The organism is uncultured Parolsenella sp. (assembly GCF_958346945.1).
In the GTDB taxonomy this organism is placed as follows: Bacteria; Actinomycetota; Coriobacteriia; order Coriobacteriales; family Atopobiaceae; genus Parolsenella.
Window position 1 is genome coordinate 1 of record NZ_CATVTL010000013.1, and the last position, 15,927, is coordinate 15,927.

Consider the following 15,927-nt stretch of genomic DNA (forward strand, 5'->3'; position numbering starts at 1 on the left):
CGGCAAGCCAGTCATCCAGCCCCGCCGTCCAAACAGCCGCCTGGACAAGGTGCGCCATATGTTTCAGAAGGTAATGTAAAGATACCTACCGTCAACGCCGAGAAATTTATGGGCATTGTCCGCAAGCACCTTGCCTTTGAAGAACTGACCCCCACTCTCTTGCGGGAAATGATCGAGAAAATTGTGGTGCATGAGTGCAGCTATGATGAGAACGGCACCCGCAGGCAGGACATTGAGATTTATTACAGCTTTGTCGGCAAGATTGACTTGCCCGAATAACCGCCCGACCTATCCGACACAATGGCCAAGTGTCGGATAGGAACGGCAAAATTTTTTGCACTTCTATTGCTTCTTTATCACACATAAGCAAACGGACGTGTCGCGCAGCACCGTAGCCGTTCCGCGCAACGAAAAGCCTCACCGCCAGCGATCTCGTGCGCACATCGGCCGCAAGCGGCACGGGAGAGGCCGTCCCGATTAGGGTAGCGGCGCCGCGACTCGGAAACGCGCCTCCGTCTTCCACGCGACGTCCCGACGTAACCCTCGCGAGCGCCCCGGCAACCGCCGACGGGCCGCATCCCATGCCCGGAGGGTCTCGGCGCCCATGGCCGGTTCCATGCCGCACGCCTCCGCCCCTCCGACCCGAAACCCGCCCCGGCGCTCCTTGGACGCGCAGGGTCGCACGCCGGCAGGCGGCCCGCAAGGGCCGCGACACTTTTTCGGGTTCTTCGCCCCATGCGCTGCGCGCGCGAACAACGCGAAAAACTGACGTCGGGAGATTTCTACAACCACGTCCGACTTCGCTTCCTCCCTTGCCGGCACGCCCGCGCTGCATGCGACTCACGCGACGCAAGGCACGCCACAGGGGCGGGCCTCAGAGTCTAAGGAGCAAGACATGAACGACATGAAGGAAAAGGCGATGGGCGCGGTCAAGGCCTTCCTCGAGCGCAAGGGCTACGAGATCGTCGACGAGGCCTGGCAGGGGCCCGAGGGTATCGGCGGGATCGACCTCGTGGCGGTGGACGAGGACGGGACCCTGGTGTTCGTCGACGCCACGGCCCGGATCGGGACGGACGGCTTCCCCGAGGCCCACAGGGCGCGCGGGCTGCGCGAGGCGCTGGCGGCGACGTGGCTCGCCGGCAACGGCGACGACTACGCCGACACCCCGGTCCGCTTCGACGAGGTGGCGATGATGGTCGTCAAGGAGAACCGCGCGCTCCTGCGCCACCACGTCAACTGCTTCGGCGAGATGGAGCCGCTCTCCTAGGCGGCGCGCCCGGCCCCGGGCTCCCGGGGCCGGGTTTCCCCGAAACTCGGCCCCTGTACCACGAAAGCGTACATATCCGTACGTTTTCGTGGTACACTCCGCTTGTCGGACAAATCCGTACGATTTTGTCCCGACGCTCCGAGACTCGGGGCGCGCCGGACCGGATGCGGCGAGGCGCGCCCCACGCTAGAGAGGACGCGACCCATGCGCACGATAGCCATTTCCAACTACAAGGGCGGCGTCGGCAAGACGACGACCGCCGTGAACCTGGCGGCCATCTTCGCCGCCCGGGGCCTTCGGACCCTGCTCGTCGACCTCGACCCGCAGGCGTCCGGTGCCGGCTTCTTCGGACTCTACGGCAAGGCCGCCCCCGGGCGGCGCACCTCGGTCGAGTTGCTCTCTATGCGCAGCCACCGCACTTGGTGCATGCGCTGGGGCAGGTGGCAAGGCCGCCAAGGGCCGTTTCGCGCAGCTCAAGCGGCAGCATGCGGCCCACGCGCAGCATGGCCTCGGCTGCCTCATCAAAGGGAACCGAAGCCGCGATGCCGGCCATGGAGAGCTGGGCCGCCGTGAATGCGCAGGCCACGCCAATGGCATTGCGATTTTGGCACGGAGCCTCGACAAGCCCGCCAATGGGGTCGCACACAAGGCCCAGCAGGTTGCCCAACGCAATTGACGCGGCGTTGAGCGCCTGCTTGGGCGAGCCGCCCAGCAGCTGCACAAGCGCCGCGGCTGCCATGGCGGCGGCGGAGCCCACCTCGGCCTGGCAGCCGCCCTCGGCGCCGGCCACGCTCGCGTTGGTCGAGAGCAGCATGCCTACGGCCGCCGCGCACCAAAGGGCCTCCTGAGCTGCGTCGTCATCGAGTCCGAGCGCCTTGCTCGCGGCGATAACGCAGCCCGGGACCACGCCCGACGACCCCGCTGTGGGAGCCGCGACGATGACGCCCATGGTGGCGTTTTGCTCGAGCACCGCCATTGCGCGTGTGATAGCCTGCGTGAGTGGCGCGCCCACGAGCTCAGCCACGGCCGAATCCGACGCCTGGGCTAGCCTCTGCGCCTCTCCGCCAATGAAGCCGCCCAGCGAGGGGCGCGGACACTCGATGGCACGAGTCGACGACTCGCGCATCACCTCGAGCACGCGGGCCATGTTCTTGTCGTAATCGGTGGGGAAGAGCGACTTCTCGCGGCTGTGCATGATGCCGCCGATGCTTGCGCAGTGCTTCTCGCACAGGTCCAGTAGCTGCTCGCCGCTGGCAAACAGGTAGGGAGAGCTCTCCTGCCCGCCCGGACGCGTGGCCCCGGGAATGTGGATGCGGCGCGCCGAGGTAACGGGCGTCAGCCGCGCGAGCTTCTCGAGCACCGCGTCTGCCGGCGCATCGTCCATCTCGAGCACGGTGTAGGCCATGCCGCCGCGCTCGGAGCGGTAGGTCTTCATGAAGGCGATGTTCACGCCGTCGTCTGCCACGCAGGCAATGATGCTCGCGAGTGCGCCGGGCACGTCGCGGTGCGAGACGAAGACCGTCTCGTACTCGCCCAGAATGTCGACTGTGACGCCGTTGATGCGCGAGAGGCGCACGCGCCCGCCGCCCAGGCTCTCGCCGCGAACCTCGAGCGTGTGGCCCGTGTCCTCGGTGATTGCGATGTCGACGGTGTTGGGGTGCAGGGCGCTGTCGTCGCCGGCGATGTCGAAGCGGTAGGCAAGGCCGCGTTCCTTGGCGATTTGGAACGAGTCACGAATGCGCTCGTCGTCGGTGTCGAAGCCCAGCATTCCGCCGAGAAGTGCGCGGTCGGTGCCATGGCCGCGATAGGTGTGGGCAAAGCTGTTCCACAGGGTGAAGGTGACCGAGGCGGGCGCGCTGGTGCATAGGGCCAGCGCCGTCTGCGCGCACCTCAGGGCGCCGGCGGTGTGCGAGCTCGAGGGGCCAATCATGATGGGGCCAAGGACCTCGAAGGCGGACATCTGGGACATGTGACCCTCCAGCTCGATAAACGATGGGACCGCGCCGGGCGACGCGGCCTCTATGACTGTATCAATTGTGGCCCCGGATGGGCGGCGGGCGGGGCGCGGAGCGGGCAGGCGGCGGTTGAGCCGTCGTGCCGGCTGGGATGCCAGCGGTCGAGCTGTGCCAAGCGAGCGGCTGATGGGCTGGCGTCGAATCGCGTGAACGGTTGGCTACAGCGCCGTGCCGTGCGTCGGCCTGGTGAACGAGTCTCGCAGAGCGCCCTCATGTGCGAGCAGGGCCACCTTGGCATCGATGCCGCCGCCAAAGCCTGTGAGGTTGTCGTGGGGGCCCATGACGCGGTGGCAGGGGACGATGATACAGAGTGGGTTGTGGCCAACGGCTCCGCCGACGGCGCGGGCACTTTGGCGGGCGCCCGTCTTGTGCTCAATAGCTGCGGCGATGTTGCCATAGGTTGCCGTGGAGCCATAGGGGATGGCGAGCATGGCCTCGCGCACGCGCGCCTGGAACGGCGTGGGCGCGGGGCGAGCGGCAGCTCGTGCGGGTTGGGGCGGTCGCCTGCAAAGTAGTGGTCGAACCAGCTGGCGGTCTGGGCAAATATTTCGAGGTCGGGGGCATCGTGCATGGGTTCGCCGATGCCATGGCCAACGTAGCGACCATGCTTGAACCAGCAGCCCAGCAGCGCGCCGCCATCGCTTGCGAGCAGAAGTGGCCCCACGAGCGTCGACGCGTATTCGGTGCGATAGATCATCTGTGGCCCTTCTCGCACGCTGGCTCTTCTCGCACTGTTCTTGCCATTGGTTATACATGTTTATCGAATCGAGCCATCGATTGCGCACGTCTGCGGAAACGTGCCATTGGTCTGGCGCGTTTGTGGGCCCCGGGGCGTGTAAAACCGATGGCTCGAACTGGCGGTGGAGCGGAGCCATCGATTTTGCACGTTATGGAGCGCTGAAACGTGTAAAACCGATGGTTCGAACTGATGGCGCTTGGAGAAGCATCGGGCCTCATGTCGCAAAGAAAGACGCCGCGCACCGCGCATGGTGTACGGGGCGTGGCGTCTCGTGAGTTACGAGCGAGAGGTGCTGTGGCTTGTTGCGAACAGGCGTCGTTGCGACTACTTGCTCAGCTTGCGCACACGGCAGCAGGCGTAGAAGTCGTACAAGGCAAGCAGTGCCTGGCCAAAGGCGGTGCCCATGGGGTTGCCGGACATGGCCGCGTTTGCGAGGTTCACGAGGCAGGCCGCGGAGAAGATGCCCGAGAGCACAATGCCGGGCATGATCTTGCTCGGGTCCTTGGCGCCGAGGTAGGAGAACAGCGCAACCACGAGGTTGAAGGCGTAGCCAACAATAAGGATGCCGCCGAGCAGGGACATCGATGCCTGTGCGTCGAGGCCGCCGAACATCTCGGGCGTCACGTCGAACAGGCCGTAGGCAAACTCGGGATCAACGCTGCCAAAGGCAACGACGCCACCAATGATGATGAAAATCGCGTCGATAATGGCGAGGCAGATGGCCGTGACCCTGAGGTAATTCTGCCACTTGGTCAAATCGTTCATGGGAAATCCTCCGTTGAGAGCGGCCGCGCGTCTGGGCGAGCGCTGTTGAGCCTGCACATTATAGGCACCCAGCTGTCAAAATGAGGGCCCTGCATTGAGAAACGCGGGGCCAGATTAGCAAAGAGGCCATATAGCAGCTACTGCTTGCTGCTCTGGTGGACCTTGAGCGAGCCGTAGAAGATGAGCCGGCTCACGATGGCCTGGGCAATGAGCGACGTGCTGAAGCCGTTTGCCACGATTCTGCCAATGACGCCAAGCGTGTCAAGCGCGGCGAGAATGCCGCACAGGACCATGGCGGGCTTCATCTTCAAGGATGTCGCCGCAGGCCAGGGCGTGGAGCTCGACATCTGTGCCTATCCCGCGAGTGAGCTCGAGGAGCGCATCCAGCGCGTCGACGTTGCCCTGCTGGGCCCGCAGGTTGGCCGACTCAAGACTAAGGTCGCCCCGGCCTGCGAGGCGGTGGGCGTTCCCATGGACGTGATTCCCATGGTCGGCTACGGCATGTGCAACGGCGCAAACGTCCTCAAGCTTGCCTAGCAGCTTGCCGCCAAGTAGGGGAGGTGTCGCCACATGCGAGACGGGTGACGTCTGCTGCAACAGACGCCGCCCCAATGGAAACCCGCACCTTCGCGTAGGAGCAAAGATGAAAGACTTCCTCAACAACAAGCTTGCGCCAGCGATCATGCGCTTTGTAAATACCAGGGCCCTGCGCGCCCTCAAGGACGGCATCATGTACTCGATGCCCCCGCGCTTGCCCTTCTCGGCCTTATCGACCATGGCGATGGCGTGGTCGGCGTAGCTGACGATGGACTTGCCGCGGTCGTTGAGCGTGAACTCTTCGCCGGCGAGGCGGTTGGGTCGCAAGTCCCAGGGACCTCTCGTCCTTGTGCACTGCGCCCGTGTGCGAGGGTGCATAATCGAACGGCTTGGAATGCGAGAGGGGAGAGCCGCGTGGGCAAGGCGATCGATCACATCGAGGTGCGCGGGGCACGCGTGCACAACCTCAAGAACGTCGACGTCGACGTTCCGCTGGGCGAGCTCGTGGGCATCGCGGGCGTCTCGGGCTCGGGCAAGAGCTCACTGGCGCTGGGCGTGCTGTATGCGGAGGGCTCGCGGCGCTATCTCGAGGCGCTCTCGACCTATACGCGCCGACGCATCTCGCAGGCAGGCAAGGCGTCGGTCGACGACGTGCGCTATGTCCCGGCGGCGCTTGCCCTGCACCAGCGCCCCGCTGTACCTGGGGTTCGTTCGACGTTTGGCACCTCAAGCGAGCTGCTCAACAGCCTGCGCCTGCTCTTCTCGCGCGTGGGCAGCCACATGTGCCCACACTGCGGCGCCCACGTGCCTCCCACCCTCAACGTTGCGGCCGAGCTGCCCATCACCTGCCCCGAGTGCGGCGGCACGTTCTATGGTCCCGGCGCCGAGGAGCTTGCCTTCAACAGCGGCGGCGCCTGTCCCACCTGCGGCGGAACCGGCATCGCACGCACCGTGAACCGCGCGGCCCTCGTGCCCGACGAGTCAAAGAGCATCGACGACGGAGCCGTGGTGGTGTGGGGCTCGCTCATGTGGGACCTCATGAAGCAGATCTGCGGAGCCATGGGCGTGCGCACCAACGTGCCGTTTAGCGAGCTCACGGATGCCGAGCGCGCCATCGTCTTCGATGGCCCGGCCGAGAAGAAGCACATCCTGTACAAGGCCAAGAAGGGTGACAACTTCGCCGAGCTCGACTTTACCTACTTCAACGCGGTGCGAACCGTGGAGAACGCGCTTGCCAAGGCCAAGGACGAGAAGGGCCTCAAGCGCGTGGCCAAGTACCTCACCGAGGGCCCGTGCCCCGACTGTGGCGGCTCCCGTCTGTCGGCCGCGGCGCGTGGGCCTCTCGTGCGCGGCATCAACTTGGCGCAGGCCACGGCTATGACGCTCGACGAGGCGGTGGCCTGGGTGGCCGGCGTGCCCGCCTCGCTTCCCGAGGAGATGCGTCCCATGGCGGCCTCCATCTGCGATTCGTTTGAGAGCACGGCCCATCGGCTGCTACAGCTGGGCCTGGGCTACCTCTCGCTCGACCGCGCGGGGTCCACGCTTTCGACCGGCGAGCGCCAACGCGTGCAGCTCGCGCGCTCGGTGCGCAACCGTACCACGGGCGTGCTCTATGTGATGGACGAGCCCTCGATTGGCTTGCATCCGGTAAACATCGACGGCCTGCTTGGCGTCATGCGCGACCTCATCGCCGACGGCAACTCGGTGGTGATGGTCGACCATGACACGCGCCTCCTGGCCCAGGCAGACCACCTCATCGAGATGGGACCAGCTGCGGGGGCGGGCGGCGGCACCGTGGTGGCGCAGGGAAGCGTGGAGCAGCTCGCGGGCAATCCGGCCTCGCTCATCGGCCCGTACCTCCGTGGCGACTCCCGCGTGGTGGCGCGGTCCCAGGCAAGTGCCGACGCCATGTTTGACCTGGGACGCATTCATCTCGAGTCGAGCGGGCTGCATACCGTGAGGCAGTTCGTCGTTGACATTCCCAAGGGCAGGCTCGTGGCCGTGACGGGCGTGTCGGGCTCGGGCAAGACCACGCTCGTGCTCGAGACGCTCATCCCGGCGCTTACGGCAACTGCGGCGGGCGAGCCGCTGCCGTCGCACGTTACCGCGCTCGAGGCGGCGGGCATCAGTCGCGCGAACCTCATCGACGCCACGCCCATTGGCATTAACGTACGCTCGACCGTCGCCACCTACAGCGGCGTGCTCGACGACTTGCGCCGCGCCTATGCGCGCACCGATGCGGCGCGCGAAGCTGGGCTCAAGCCGGGCGCCTTTTCGTACAACACGGGCAGCCTCAGGTGCCCTACCTGCGACGGAACGGGCCAGATCTCGCTCGACGTGCAGTTTCTGCCCGACGTCGACATAGCCTGTCCCGATTGCCGGGGCACGCGCTATGGCACGCTCGCCGGCACAATCAAGCGCATTGAGAAGAGTCGGGCCAAGGGCGAGGCACTATCGTTGCCGCAACTCATGAGCCTGTCGGTCGACGAGGCCCTGCCGCACGTGGTCGACCTCAAACGCGCTCGCGAAAAGCTGCAGACCCTGCACGACCTGGGGCTTGGCTACCTTACGCTCGGCGAGGCAACGCCTGCGCTTTCGGGCGGCGAGGCGCAGCGTCTCAAGCTCGCAAGCGAGATGGGCCGCGGCCAGGACGATGCCGTGTTCGTGTTCGACGAGCCTACGATTGGCCTTCATCCGCGCGACGTCGAGACTCTGCTGCGGGTGTTCCAGCGCCTGGTTGAGCAGGGGGCCACGGTTGTGGTGGTCGAGCACGACCTCGATTTCATCAACAACGCGGACTACGTGATCGACATGGGTCCGGGTGGCGGCGAGGCCGGTGGCCGCATCGTTGCGTGCGGCACGCCCGCGCAGGTCGCCGCGTGCCCCGAGAGCGTTACCGGCCGCTACCTCTAGCTGGGGCGATGGGCGGCACGTGTGCCTTTCGGCGTTGACCCTCTGCGGGTGTCTGCTTGCCGATTGGTGCGTGCGGATGGCCGCGACCCCAAAAACATCGTCAAATTGGTAACCTACTTGGGCCTTGCCGAGTAGACGCTGTTGTCTGGCGGCAAAAGCCCGGGTGACGAATGGCGAAACGGGGGAGCTGCTCGCCGTTCTCGCCAGAGGTTACCGACTTGACGTGACTTTTATTTGCGGACTGCCGCCTACCGCCTAAATGAGCGCAGGTGCCGTTTTGGCTCCCAAACGGCATTTCTACCCCCCCCTCGAATGTCGCAACATGGTGGGAGGTGGCATCTCTTTAGGCTGCCTTAAGAACACGCATAAGAACTACCAGGTAAACGTAGCCAAAACGTAGCAGCCAACCAGTGGGAGACAACCATGAGTAAGAGATTGGCCGCATTGTTCGCCATGCTATTCGCGGTGCTCGTGTGCCTGCAAACGCCGGCGCTTGCAGACGGCCTGCCCGTGGCGATGATTGACGTTGCCAACACGGCGAACGGCTATTACAAGGCGGACGGCAGCGAAGGCACCTCGAGCGACTACTGCTACAAGATCGAGGACGCGCGCATCCTTCTGTCCAAGACCGACGTGGTCTACGAGCTTACGGGCCTCACGAACAAGTCCGTCACCATCATCAACTCTTCCAAGCCAACCGACGCCTTCAACATTCGCCTGAACGGCGCGACGCTTTCGGATGGCATCAACATCCAGAACAGCGGCTACTTCACGCGCGTGAGCGTCGAGACAGCCGCGGGCAGCTCAAATACCGTGAACAAGCTCATTGCCCGTGATCTCACCATCTTTGGCGCCGGCTCAGTGAATGCCCAGTACGTTGGTTCCTCCGGGGGCGCGGACGCCAAGCTTCACATCACCGATGCGAAGGTCACCGTGAACGTTCCCACCAACAGCAACGAGTTCAATGGCGCGTGCGTCATCGATGGCTCTGCCGAGGTTAGGTTCATCGCCACGAAGGACTATGCCCCGCTGCAGGTGGAGAATGGCGGCTCCCTCACGCTCAAGGACGGTGCCAAGCTCTATTGCCTGCACGACAATCCCAATTTGGCATCCGGTAGCTATGTGGCCGGCCTTGAGATGTTCTCTGCAAACCTGAGGCTCGAGGGCAACAGCTACCTCGAGGCCGAGGCCAGGCCCTGCACCAACCCTGATTACAACGGCGACGCCATTGTGAGCTATGGCGGTGTTGACGTTCTCGACAACGCTAAGGTCGTTGCCAGGGCCAACGGCGCGGGTCTCAACGTTGGTGCCCTCACCGTCTCGGGCGAGGGGGCGCGTATTGATGCCGAGAGCAAGGCCGCGAGCGGCGTTGCTGCCGACTCCGTCACCGTTGAGAACGGTGGCACCATCGACGCTTCCGGCTCTTGGCAGGCCATCTATTCAAGGGGAGATTTCAAGGCCGGCGCTGGTGCGTTCGTGAACCTCGAGAGCGGCGGCTGCGCCCTTTGGGCCGAGGGCAACCTCGCCGCTGACGGCGCGCTCATTCAGGCGGTTCCCAACAACGACGTTGCGCTCTTCTCCAAGGGCGATGTCGACATCAAGAACAGCACCATCATCGCTAGGGCCGAGAGCGGTGACGAGGCCATCAGGGCCTGGGGCGACATCACCGCCGATTTCTCTTGGCTCGACCTCAAGAGCACCAGCGGAGAGGGCGTTACCGGTACCATCACCAACAGCGTGGTCTTCAACAACAACGTGGGTACTGTCATTGGCGACGCGGTGACCAATGTCAACAATTTCATCGACCGCAACGCCTCCCTCACCATTCCCGAGGGCGCCTCGCTCATCGTGGGTGACGGCCTCGACCTGAGAAACGATGGAGTTGTGAACGTCCTGGGCACCTTCAATGTCGGTAATGGCACGCTCACCTGTCTCAACCACTCCGGTGGGCTTGCTACCTGCGCAGCGGGCCCGCTCTGCGACCTCTGCCAGACCGAGTATGGCGTCCCTGACCCCACCAACCACGCGCATCTCGAGCACGTCGAGGCCAAGGCCGCAACGACCGAGGCCGAGGGCAACATCGAGTATTGGGTCTGCAGTGGCTGCAGCAAGTACTTTGCCGATGCCGCGGCTCGGGAGGAGATTGAGCAGGCCAGCACCGTGCTTGCCAAGCTCCCCGAGCAGAAGCCTGCGGGCAACAACTCCGGCAACGGCGGCGGCAACGACAATGGCGGAGACAAGAAGCCCCAGCAGGCTGCCAACAAGAAGGGCACCAAGTCCCAGCTTCCCGCAACGGGCGACGCCCTCAATGCCGCGCTTCCGCTCGCGGCTGCGCTCACGGGCGTCATCGTTCTCGCAAGTGGCTTCGTCGCCTCCAAGCGCTAGCTTATCTACCAGCACTTAAATGGTGCGAGAGGGGTGCTGCGGCGCGTTCGCGGCGCCCCTCTCTTGTGTGCGTTCGGCGCGTCCTACTCGCCCGAGTTGGCGGCCATGATCTGGGCCAGGGTCGCGTGCTCGTTGTGCCAGCGCGCGTGCAGATGCTGCAGCCCTTGCAGGCGTTGGCGTCGATCGCGAGGAAGCCTCCCAGGTCCTCGGGCTCAAACTTGACGCCGCGGTTGAGGAACTGCACGTGCGCGGCGCGGTCCTCGTCGCTTACCGGCTCGGTCCAGCGCCTGCGCGCCTCGATGTCGCTGCGAATGCGCGCGGCGGATGAGCGCGCGTACCATGTGGGGCATCATGTGCCCGTAGATGGGATAGACAATGCCAATGCGTCGTCTGCGTAGGACAGCTCGTCCCCGCGGCGCATCTCCTGAGGGATGCTGCGAATGTCGTCATCAAGCTGCTGTGCCACGTAGCGGCAGTTTCCTGTTGCACTGAAGTAGAAGATCATGGGCCCTCCCCGTGGGTGTTTGCGCACCATAGGCGGTTATAACAACCGGTAGCAGCTCACGGTAAAGGATCGTTTAGGATTTCCGCGCCTGCAGCGGGACTATGCTGGTAGGCGATTGCCGGCATCCAACCTGATCCGAGGGGCCCTTCATGTGGATTGCGTTCGCGTGCGGCTCCGCGTTCTTCGCGGGCATCACGGCCATCCTTGCCAAGTGTGGCATCCGTAAGACCGACTCGACGGTTGCCACCGCCATTCGCACCATCGTGGTGCTCGTCTTTGCCTGGCTCATGGTCTTCGCGGTTGGCTCGGCGGGCGGCCTGCTCCTCATCGTGGCGGGCACCCTGCTCATGGTCTTCATGCACTAAGCAGCAAGGCTGGAACAATGAGCCCGCGGGCTATTGCCCCAGCCTTTGATAAAACCGCAGATAAAGTGGGACAGAATAGCTCCGGGTTCTATTGTCCCAAGATGGCGGAGGCGGTGGCCATGTGGCTGTCGCCTCCGCTTGCGTCGCTAGGCCCAGGTGAAGTTCTCCGCGCCGGCGGCAACCTCGAAGTGGTACTTGACGATGCCCAGGTCGACCTTGGAGAAGAATGCCGTTGCGGCCTTAGCCTGCACTTTGTTGCCCGCAAGCGTGAGGGTGAACTTCTGCTGGTTCATGGCCGTGGGGGCGAGCAGGGCGGCCTCGACGCCGCGGCGGAACCACGCGGGGGAGCTCTCGGTCACGTTCGAGACCTCGCTGGTGGCCTTGACCTTGTGCACAACGCCCTGCGTGGTGCCGTACCCCAGCGAGATCACGATGCAGAGCTTCTCGTCTAGTGCCACCTCAAAGGCACCCTTGACCCTCTTGAACGTCATGCCCACCCAGCAGGTGTTGAGGCCCAGCTGTTGAGCAAGAAGCACGAGCTTTTCGCCCCAGTAGCCGCAATCCTCGTCGAGGCTGGGGCCCTTCTTGCCCACGAGGGCAATGTAGTTGCGCACGCCACTGAACTCGCGGCATTTGGGCCAACGACGGCATCTCCTTTGGCACTTCTCGCACGATATAAGGATGGACGAGGCGTGCGGCTCGCAAAAGAGCGCACAAATCTATTACCTAGTTACCTAAAGGTGACTAGGTTTCAGCCTGGGCGCGCCGTGGGATATTACAGCGTGAGGAAGGGAGACCCATGCTTACCAAGGACGAGCTGCCGCCGTGCCCGGTGGTAACGTGCTTTCAGCTGTTTGGCAACAAGTGGAAGATCTGCGTGATTCAGCAGCTCGAGGTGAGGCCGTTTGGCTTCAACGAGCTGCGCCGCGCCATTTCGGGCATCAGCCAGAAGGTGCTGTCGTCGAACCTCAAGGAGATGGAGGTCGCGGGGCTCATCAACCGCGAGGTCGTCCCCGAGACACCGGTCCGCACGGAGTACTCGCTGACCGAGCTAGGCGCCTCGCTCATGCCGCTCATCGAGTCGATGGTGACGTGGGGCACCAACTATCAGGAGCTGGTGCGCGGTGAGTAGGCCGCGCGTGGTGTTTGTCTGCGTGCACAACTCGTGCCGCAGCCAGATTGCCGAGGTGCTGGGGCATGCGCTTGGCGTTGGCCTCCCTGCTGGTCCAGTGGCTTGTCGCTTTGTCGAACTGTTCTGGTGTCATGACGCGATGCTGCCTCGGATGTAGGTTCTCCGGAGCCATTTTCTCGCTCTGGACCGGGGACGCTACAATCGTGTCCATGGAACCCATCGCCCACATACGCACGGACCTGCCACAGAAGTTTGGCATCCCGCGCAACAGCTTTCTGGCCCCTCACCTGCAGGGACGCATCGTCTTCGAGCCGGCGTACGCCAGTGCGGCGGCCGTCTCGGGGCTCGAGTGCTTCTCGCACCTGTGGCTTATCTGGCAGTTCGAGAACGGCGTGTCGGGTGGTGCCGCTGCCGACGCTGCGGCCGACGCCTCCGCCGCCGAGCGCGTTGCGGCGCCTGCCAAGTGGTCCAAGACCGTGCGGCCCCCGCGCCTGGGCGGCAGCGAGCGCGTGGGTGTCTTTGCCACGAGGAGCCCCTTCAGGCCCAACGGCCTGGGCCTCACCTGCGTGAGGCTTGACCATGTCGAGCTCACGGACGCGGGCCCCGTCATTCACGTCTTGGGCGCCGACCTGCGCGACCGCACGCCCATCTACGACATCAAGCCCTACATTCCCTTTGCGGACTGCCACCCAGACGCCACGGGCGGATGGATTGACGAGAATCCCTGGCACGAGCTGGCCGTTGACTTCCCGGAGGGCCCGCGCTCCCGCGTTCCTGCCGAGAAGGTCGAGGGACTCATCGAGGTGCTGCGCCAAGACCCGCGGCGCGCGGGCAGCAAGCACGAGCCCGAGCGCGTCTACCACCTGGCCTACGCGGGGCTTGACGTGTCGTTTACCGTCGATGGCGACGACCTGCACGTTATTGGCGTTGACGACGGGTTGGGGCGCTAGGCTCGCAATCGGGGCGGCATCGTGTCGCCGGTGCTTGCTGCTGCCGGGCCGCGGGTTCTAGTGCGCGAGCAGCAGGGCCAACAGCAGGCAGAGCTGCCCTGCGGCGTTGATGAGCTGCTCGATTCAGTTGGAGCGGGCGTCGAACTGGTTGCGGTGGCCGGCAAATTTACGAGAGGCAATGGCAGCGCTCGTGGTTCTCGCGCAGAAGTTCTTGGGCTATGACGGGCGGGTTTGGAAATACGTCCGGCCCGCCTGCCAAGCGAATGAGCTTTTGCTTTGCAAGCTGGCGCCGTTAGGCGAGGCGTTGGGGCTACGGCTTCCCGAACTTGTCTTCTGGTGCTGCGTACCTCCGCCTGCCGCTCTATTCGTGCGCTCATATGTTAGATAAGCCATTAGTAAGCGTGCTGCTATGTAATGACTTATACTAATGCCAAGGCCGATAAGGCCGCCAAATCCAACTCGGGAGGCATCGCATGGGCCCGCTTCTGTTCAACACCAACTACATCGCACCCATCTGGTCGGGCGACCGCATCAACAAGGCTCGTGGCCTTGAGGGCGACACCCTCTACGGCGAGAGCTTTGACCTCACCGCTCACCGCGGCATGGTTACCTCGGTCAAGGGCGGCGAGTACGACGGCACCCCGCTCGACGAGCTCATCCGCACGCACCATGCCGAGGTCATCGGCGACTCCGACGATGACGGCGTGACCCAGACGCTGCTGCTCGACTCCAAGGAGACCGTCTCGGTGCAGGTGCACCCCAACGAGGCCTATGCCCAGGAGCACGAGGACGATCACGAGAAGGCCGAGGCCTGGTACGTGTTCGAGGCCGATCCGGGTGCCACGCTCATCGCGGGCTCGATCACCGACGACGTCGAGGCCCTGCGCGCCGCTGCCGCCGACGACACCATTGGCGACAAGTACGGCCGCCGCGTCGCCGTTACCGAGGGCGACTTCATCGTCGTGCCCTCTGGCACGCTGCACGCCTATGGTGCGGGCATCTTCGCCGTCGAGATTGGCACGCTGGGCTTTACGACCTATCGCCTGTGCGACTGGGGCCGCGGCCGCGAGCTCCATGTCGAGAAGGGCTTTGACGTGCTCGACGTGCGTCCCCAGCCCGAGCCCCTTCACCTGGGCGCCTTCGATGCCGCGGCTCCCGCCAAGACCGTGCGCGGCACCGCCGACGACGACCTGTTCGTCATCGACATCCACGACATCCCGGAGAGCTTCACTGAGGAGATGAACGGCTGCTATCGCGTGCTGACCTGTGTTGCGGGCGAGTGCGAGGTGTCCTCCGCCGAGGGTAGCGTGCACCTGGGCTTCACCGAGTCGTGCCTCGTTCCCGCGAGCGCCGGCGGCTACACCGTAACGGGCGCTTGCCGCATCGTCTCGAGCCGCATGAGGCACTAGACCGCTGAAATCGTTTGACGAATAAGGGCCCGGAGCCGCGCCGCTTGCGACTCCGGGCCCTTATTCGTGCCTCGTGATGGACCTTGGGGCGTGTCCGTGGCTGTCCCTTATAAAAAAGTGCATCAAATAGGTAACCTAACCATCGTTTGGCCGAATAGGCAAGAATGCGCTCGCTCTCTACCTGCGGTTTTGCGGGAACAAAAGCGGTGCTACTCAGCGGGTGCCAAAGAGGTTACCGACTTGACGCAAAAACTGCTGTTGGAGCCTGTACTTCCTACTTCTCCTTGATCTGCTTGCCCGTGAGGTGCTCGATCTCGATGACGTAGAGCTGCATGCCGGCGATACCGCTTGCGATTTCTGCCTCGACCTCCTCGGCGGTGGGGTAGTAGCGAAGCGCGAGCTTGCGGACCTTCTGGACGGCGAGCTCGGGGTCGTTCTCGAGATGGCAGCGGCCAAAGACAACCGTGCTGCGCACGTAGGGCGCCCACTCGCCCTCCTTGTGGAAGTCGCCGCCAAAGACGGTGAAGCAGACCTTGTCGCTCTTGGCGAGCGCATCGACCTTGTGACCCTGCTTGGCGCCGTGGAAGTAGATGCGGTTCTCGCCCGGCTCGTAGAGGTAGTCGAGCGGCAGCGCAAAGGGGTAGCCTTCGTCGCCGTTTACGGCAAGCACCCCGCGCTTTTCGTTAAGCAGCAGTTCGCGGGCCTCGTCGTCGGTGATGGCGCGGCTCTTCCTGCGCATCGGTCGAAATTCCGTCATGGTCTCCTCCAGGTTGTCGGGGTGGGCTACGGGGCATTATGCCATCGCACGGCGGAGCGGGATGCCCTGCCGCTCGTCTTGGCGCGTGCCGCATGCCGCGTTGGGCACCCCCGCTTATACCCCGTCATACTTCCCACAGGCCGCTTGTCGCTATCTACGATTAATGTCCGATAGCGTGCAAAAATCTC

17 protein-coding genes and 1 pseudogene are annotated in these 15,927 nt (G+C 64.2%); 11 read left to right on the top strand and 7 right to left on the bottom strand.

The window, feature by feature from the left end:
• The 3 genes and pseudogenes from Q3866_RS06850 to Q3866_RS06860 all read left to right on the top strand — a co-directional run.
• Window positions 1–279, top strand: a 279-nt coding sequence (locus Q3866_RS06850) for a DUF4368 domain-containing protein (protein ID WP_301830617.1), incomplete at its 5' end; no start/stop codon positions are given.
• Window positions 280–895: 616 nt separating this feature from the next.
• Entirely contained in the window at window positions 896–1,267 is a 372-nt protein-coding gene (locus Q3866_RS06855; RefSeq protein WP_075279297.1) for a YraN family protein, read from the top strand.
• A 204-nt stretch (window positions 1,268–1,471) separates the two neighbouring features.
• Window positions 1,472–1,624 (top strand): annotated as a pseudogene (locus Q3866_RS06860) (ParA family protein); the annotation flags it as partial.
• Between the two features lie 43 nt (window positions 1,625–1,667).
• On the opposite strand, the gene sdaAA reads toward Q3866_RS06860, so the two are convergent.
• The 4 genes from sdaAA to Q3866_RS06880 all read right to left on the bottom strand — a co-directional run bounded on the left by sdaAA (window position 1,668) and on the right by Q3866_RS06880 (window position 5,091).
• Window positions 1,668–3,236 carry an L-serine ammonia-lyase, iron-sulfur-dependent, subunit alpha gene (gene sdaAA / locus Q3866_RS06865; RefSeq protein WP_301830621.1) on the bottom strand — a complete coding sequence of 523 codons (1,569 nt, stop codon included), beginning with the start codon at window positions 3,234–3,236 and terminating at the stop codon, window positions 1,668–1,670.
• Between the two features lie 204 nt (window positions 3,237–3,440).
• The gene (locus Q3866_RS06870) at window positions 3,441–4,157 is read right to left on the bottom strand and encodes a methylated-DNA--[protein]-cysteine S-methyltransferase (RefSeq protein ID WP_367881381.1); all 717 of its coding nucleotides are present in this window, start codon (window positions 4,155–4,157) and stop codon (window positions 3,441–3,443) included.
• 188 nt (window positions 4,158–4,345) lie between these two features.
• Window positions 4,346–4,786, bottom strand: coding sequence for a hypothetical protein (locus tag Q3866_RS06875; protein ID WP_301830626.1), 441 nt, complete (start codon window positions 4,784–4,786; stop codon window positions 4,346–4,348).
• Window positions 4,787–4,923: 137 nt separating this feature from the next.
• A complete protein-coding gene (locus tag Q3866_RS06880) occupies window positions 4,924–5,091 on the bottom strand; it encodes a hypothetical protein (protein ID WP_301830628.1) in 168 nt (55 codons plus the stop codon).
• Here Q3866_RS06880 and Q3866_RS06885 point away from each other — a divergent pair.
• The 4 genes from Q3866_RS06885 to Q3866_RS06900 all read left to right on the top strand — a co-directional run bounded on the left by Q3866_RS06885 (window position 5,078) and on the right by Q3866_RS06900 (window position 10,621).
• Window positions 5,078–5,323, top strand: a complete 246-nt coding sequence (locus tag Q3866_RS06885) for a hypothetical protein (RefSeq protein ID WP_301830629.1) — start codon at window positions 5,078–5,080, stop codon at window positions 5,321–5,323. The genes Q3866_RS06880 and Q3866_RS06885 overlap by 14 nt on opposite strands.
• A 106-nt stretch (window positions 5,324–5,429) precedes the next feature.
• Window positions 5,430–5,585, top strand: coding sequence for a hypothetical protein (locus Q3866_RS06890; protein WP_301830631.1), 156 nt, complete (start codon window positions 5,430–5,432; stop codon window positions 5,583–5,585).
• Window positions 5,586–5,737: 152 nt separating this feature from the next.
• Entirely contained in the window at window positions 5,738–8,236 is a 2,499-nt protein-coding gene (locus Q3866_RS06895) for an excinuclease ABC subunit UvrA (RefSeq protein WP_301830633.1), read from the top strand.
• A 423-nt stretch (window positions 8,237–8,659) separates the two neighbouring features.
• Window positions 8,660–10,621: a hypothetical protein gene (locus Q3866_RS06900; RefSeq protein WP_301830635.1), complete on the top strand. Its 1,962-nt coding sequence runs from the start codon at window positions 8,660–8,662 to the stop codon at window positions 10,619–10,621.
• A 349-nt stretch (window positions 10,622–10,970) separates the two neighbouring features.
• On the opposite strand, the gene Q3866_RS06905 is transcribed toward Q3866_RS06900, so the two are convergent.
• Window positions 10,971–11,126, bottom strand: a complete 156-nt coding sequence (locus tag Q3866_RS06905) for a hypothetical protein (protein ID WP_301830637.1) — start codon at window positions 11,124–11,126, stop codon at window positions 10,971–10,973.
• A 149-nt stretch (window positions 11,127–11,275) separates the two neighbouring features.
• Between Q3866_RS06905 and Q3866_RS06910 the strand changes: the two genes are divergently transcribed.
• The gene (locus tag Q3866_RS06910) at window positions 11,276–11,491 is read left to right on the top strand and encodes a hypothetical protein (RefSeq protein WP_301830639.1); all 216 of its coding nucleotides are present in this window, start codon (window positions 11,276–11,278) and stop codon (window positions 11,489–11,491) included.
• Window positions 11,492–11,637: 146 nt separating this feature from the next.
• On the opposite strand, the gene Q3866_RS06915 is transcribed toward Q3866_RS06910, so the two are convergent.
• Window positions 11,638–12,210: a nitroreductase family protein gene (locus tag Q3866_RS06915; RefSeq protein WP_367881383.1), complete on the bottom strand. Its 573-nt coding sequence runs from the start codon at window positions 12,208–12,210 to the stop codon at window positions 11,638–11,640.
• Window positions 12,211–12,290: 80 nt separating this feature from the next.
• On the opposite strand from Q3866_RS06915, the gene Q3866_RS06920 reads away from it, so the two are divergent.
• From Q3866_RS06920 to Q3866_RS06930, 3 genes are all read left to right on the top strand, one after another.
• Window positions 12,291–12,623, top strand: coding sequence for a helix-turn-helix domain-containing protein (locus tag Q3866_RS06920; protein WP_301830641.1), 333 nt, complete (start codon window positions 12,291–12,293; stop codon window positions 12,621–12,623).
• 209 nt (window positions 12,624–12,832) lie between these two features.
• Window positions 12,833–13,573: a tRNA (N6-threonylcarbamoyladenosine(37)-N6)-methyltransferase TrmO gene (locus tag Q3866_RS06925; RefSeq protein ID WP_301830642.1), complete on the top strand. Its 741-nt coding sequence runs from the start codon at window positions 12,833–12,835 to the stop codon at window positions 13,571–13,573.
• A gap of 473 nt (window positions 13,574–14,046) precedes the next feature.
• Window positions 14,047–14,982, top strand: coding sequence for a type I phosphomannose isomerase catalytic subunit (locus Q3866_RS06930; protein WP_301830644.1), 936 nt, complete (start codon window positions 14,047–14,049; stop codon window positions 14,980–14,982).
• 274 nt (window positions 14,983–15,256) lie between these two features.
• Here the strand turns inward: Q3866_RS06930 and Q3866_RS06935 are convergent, their stop codons facing one another.
• Entirely contained in the window at window positions 15,257–15,739 is a 483-nt protein-coding gene (locus Q3866_RS06935) for a pyridoxamine 5'-phosphate oxidase family protein (RefSeq protein ID WP_293826332.1), read from the bottom strand.
• Between the last annotated feature and the right edge of the window lie 188 nt (window positions 15,740–15,927).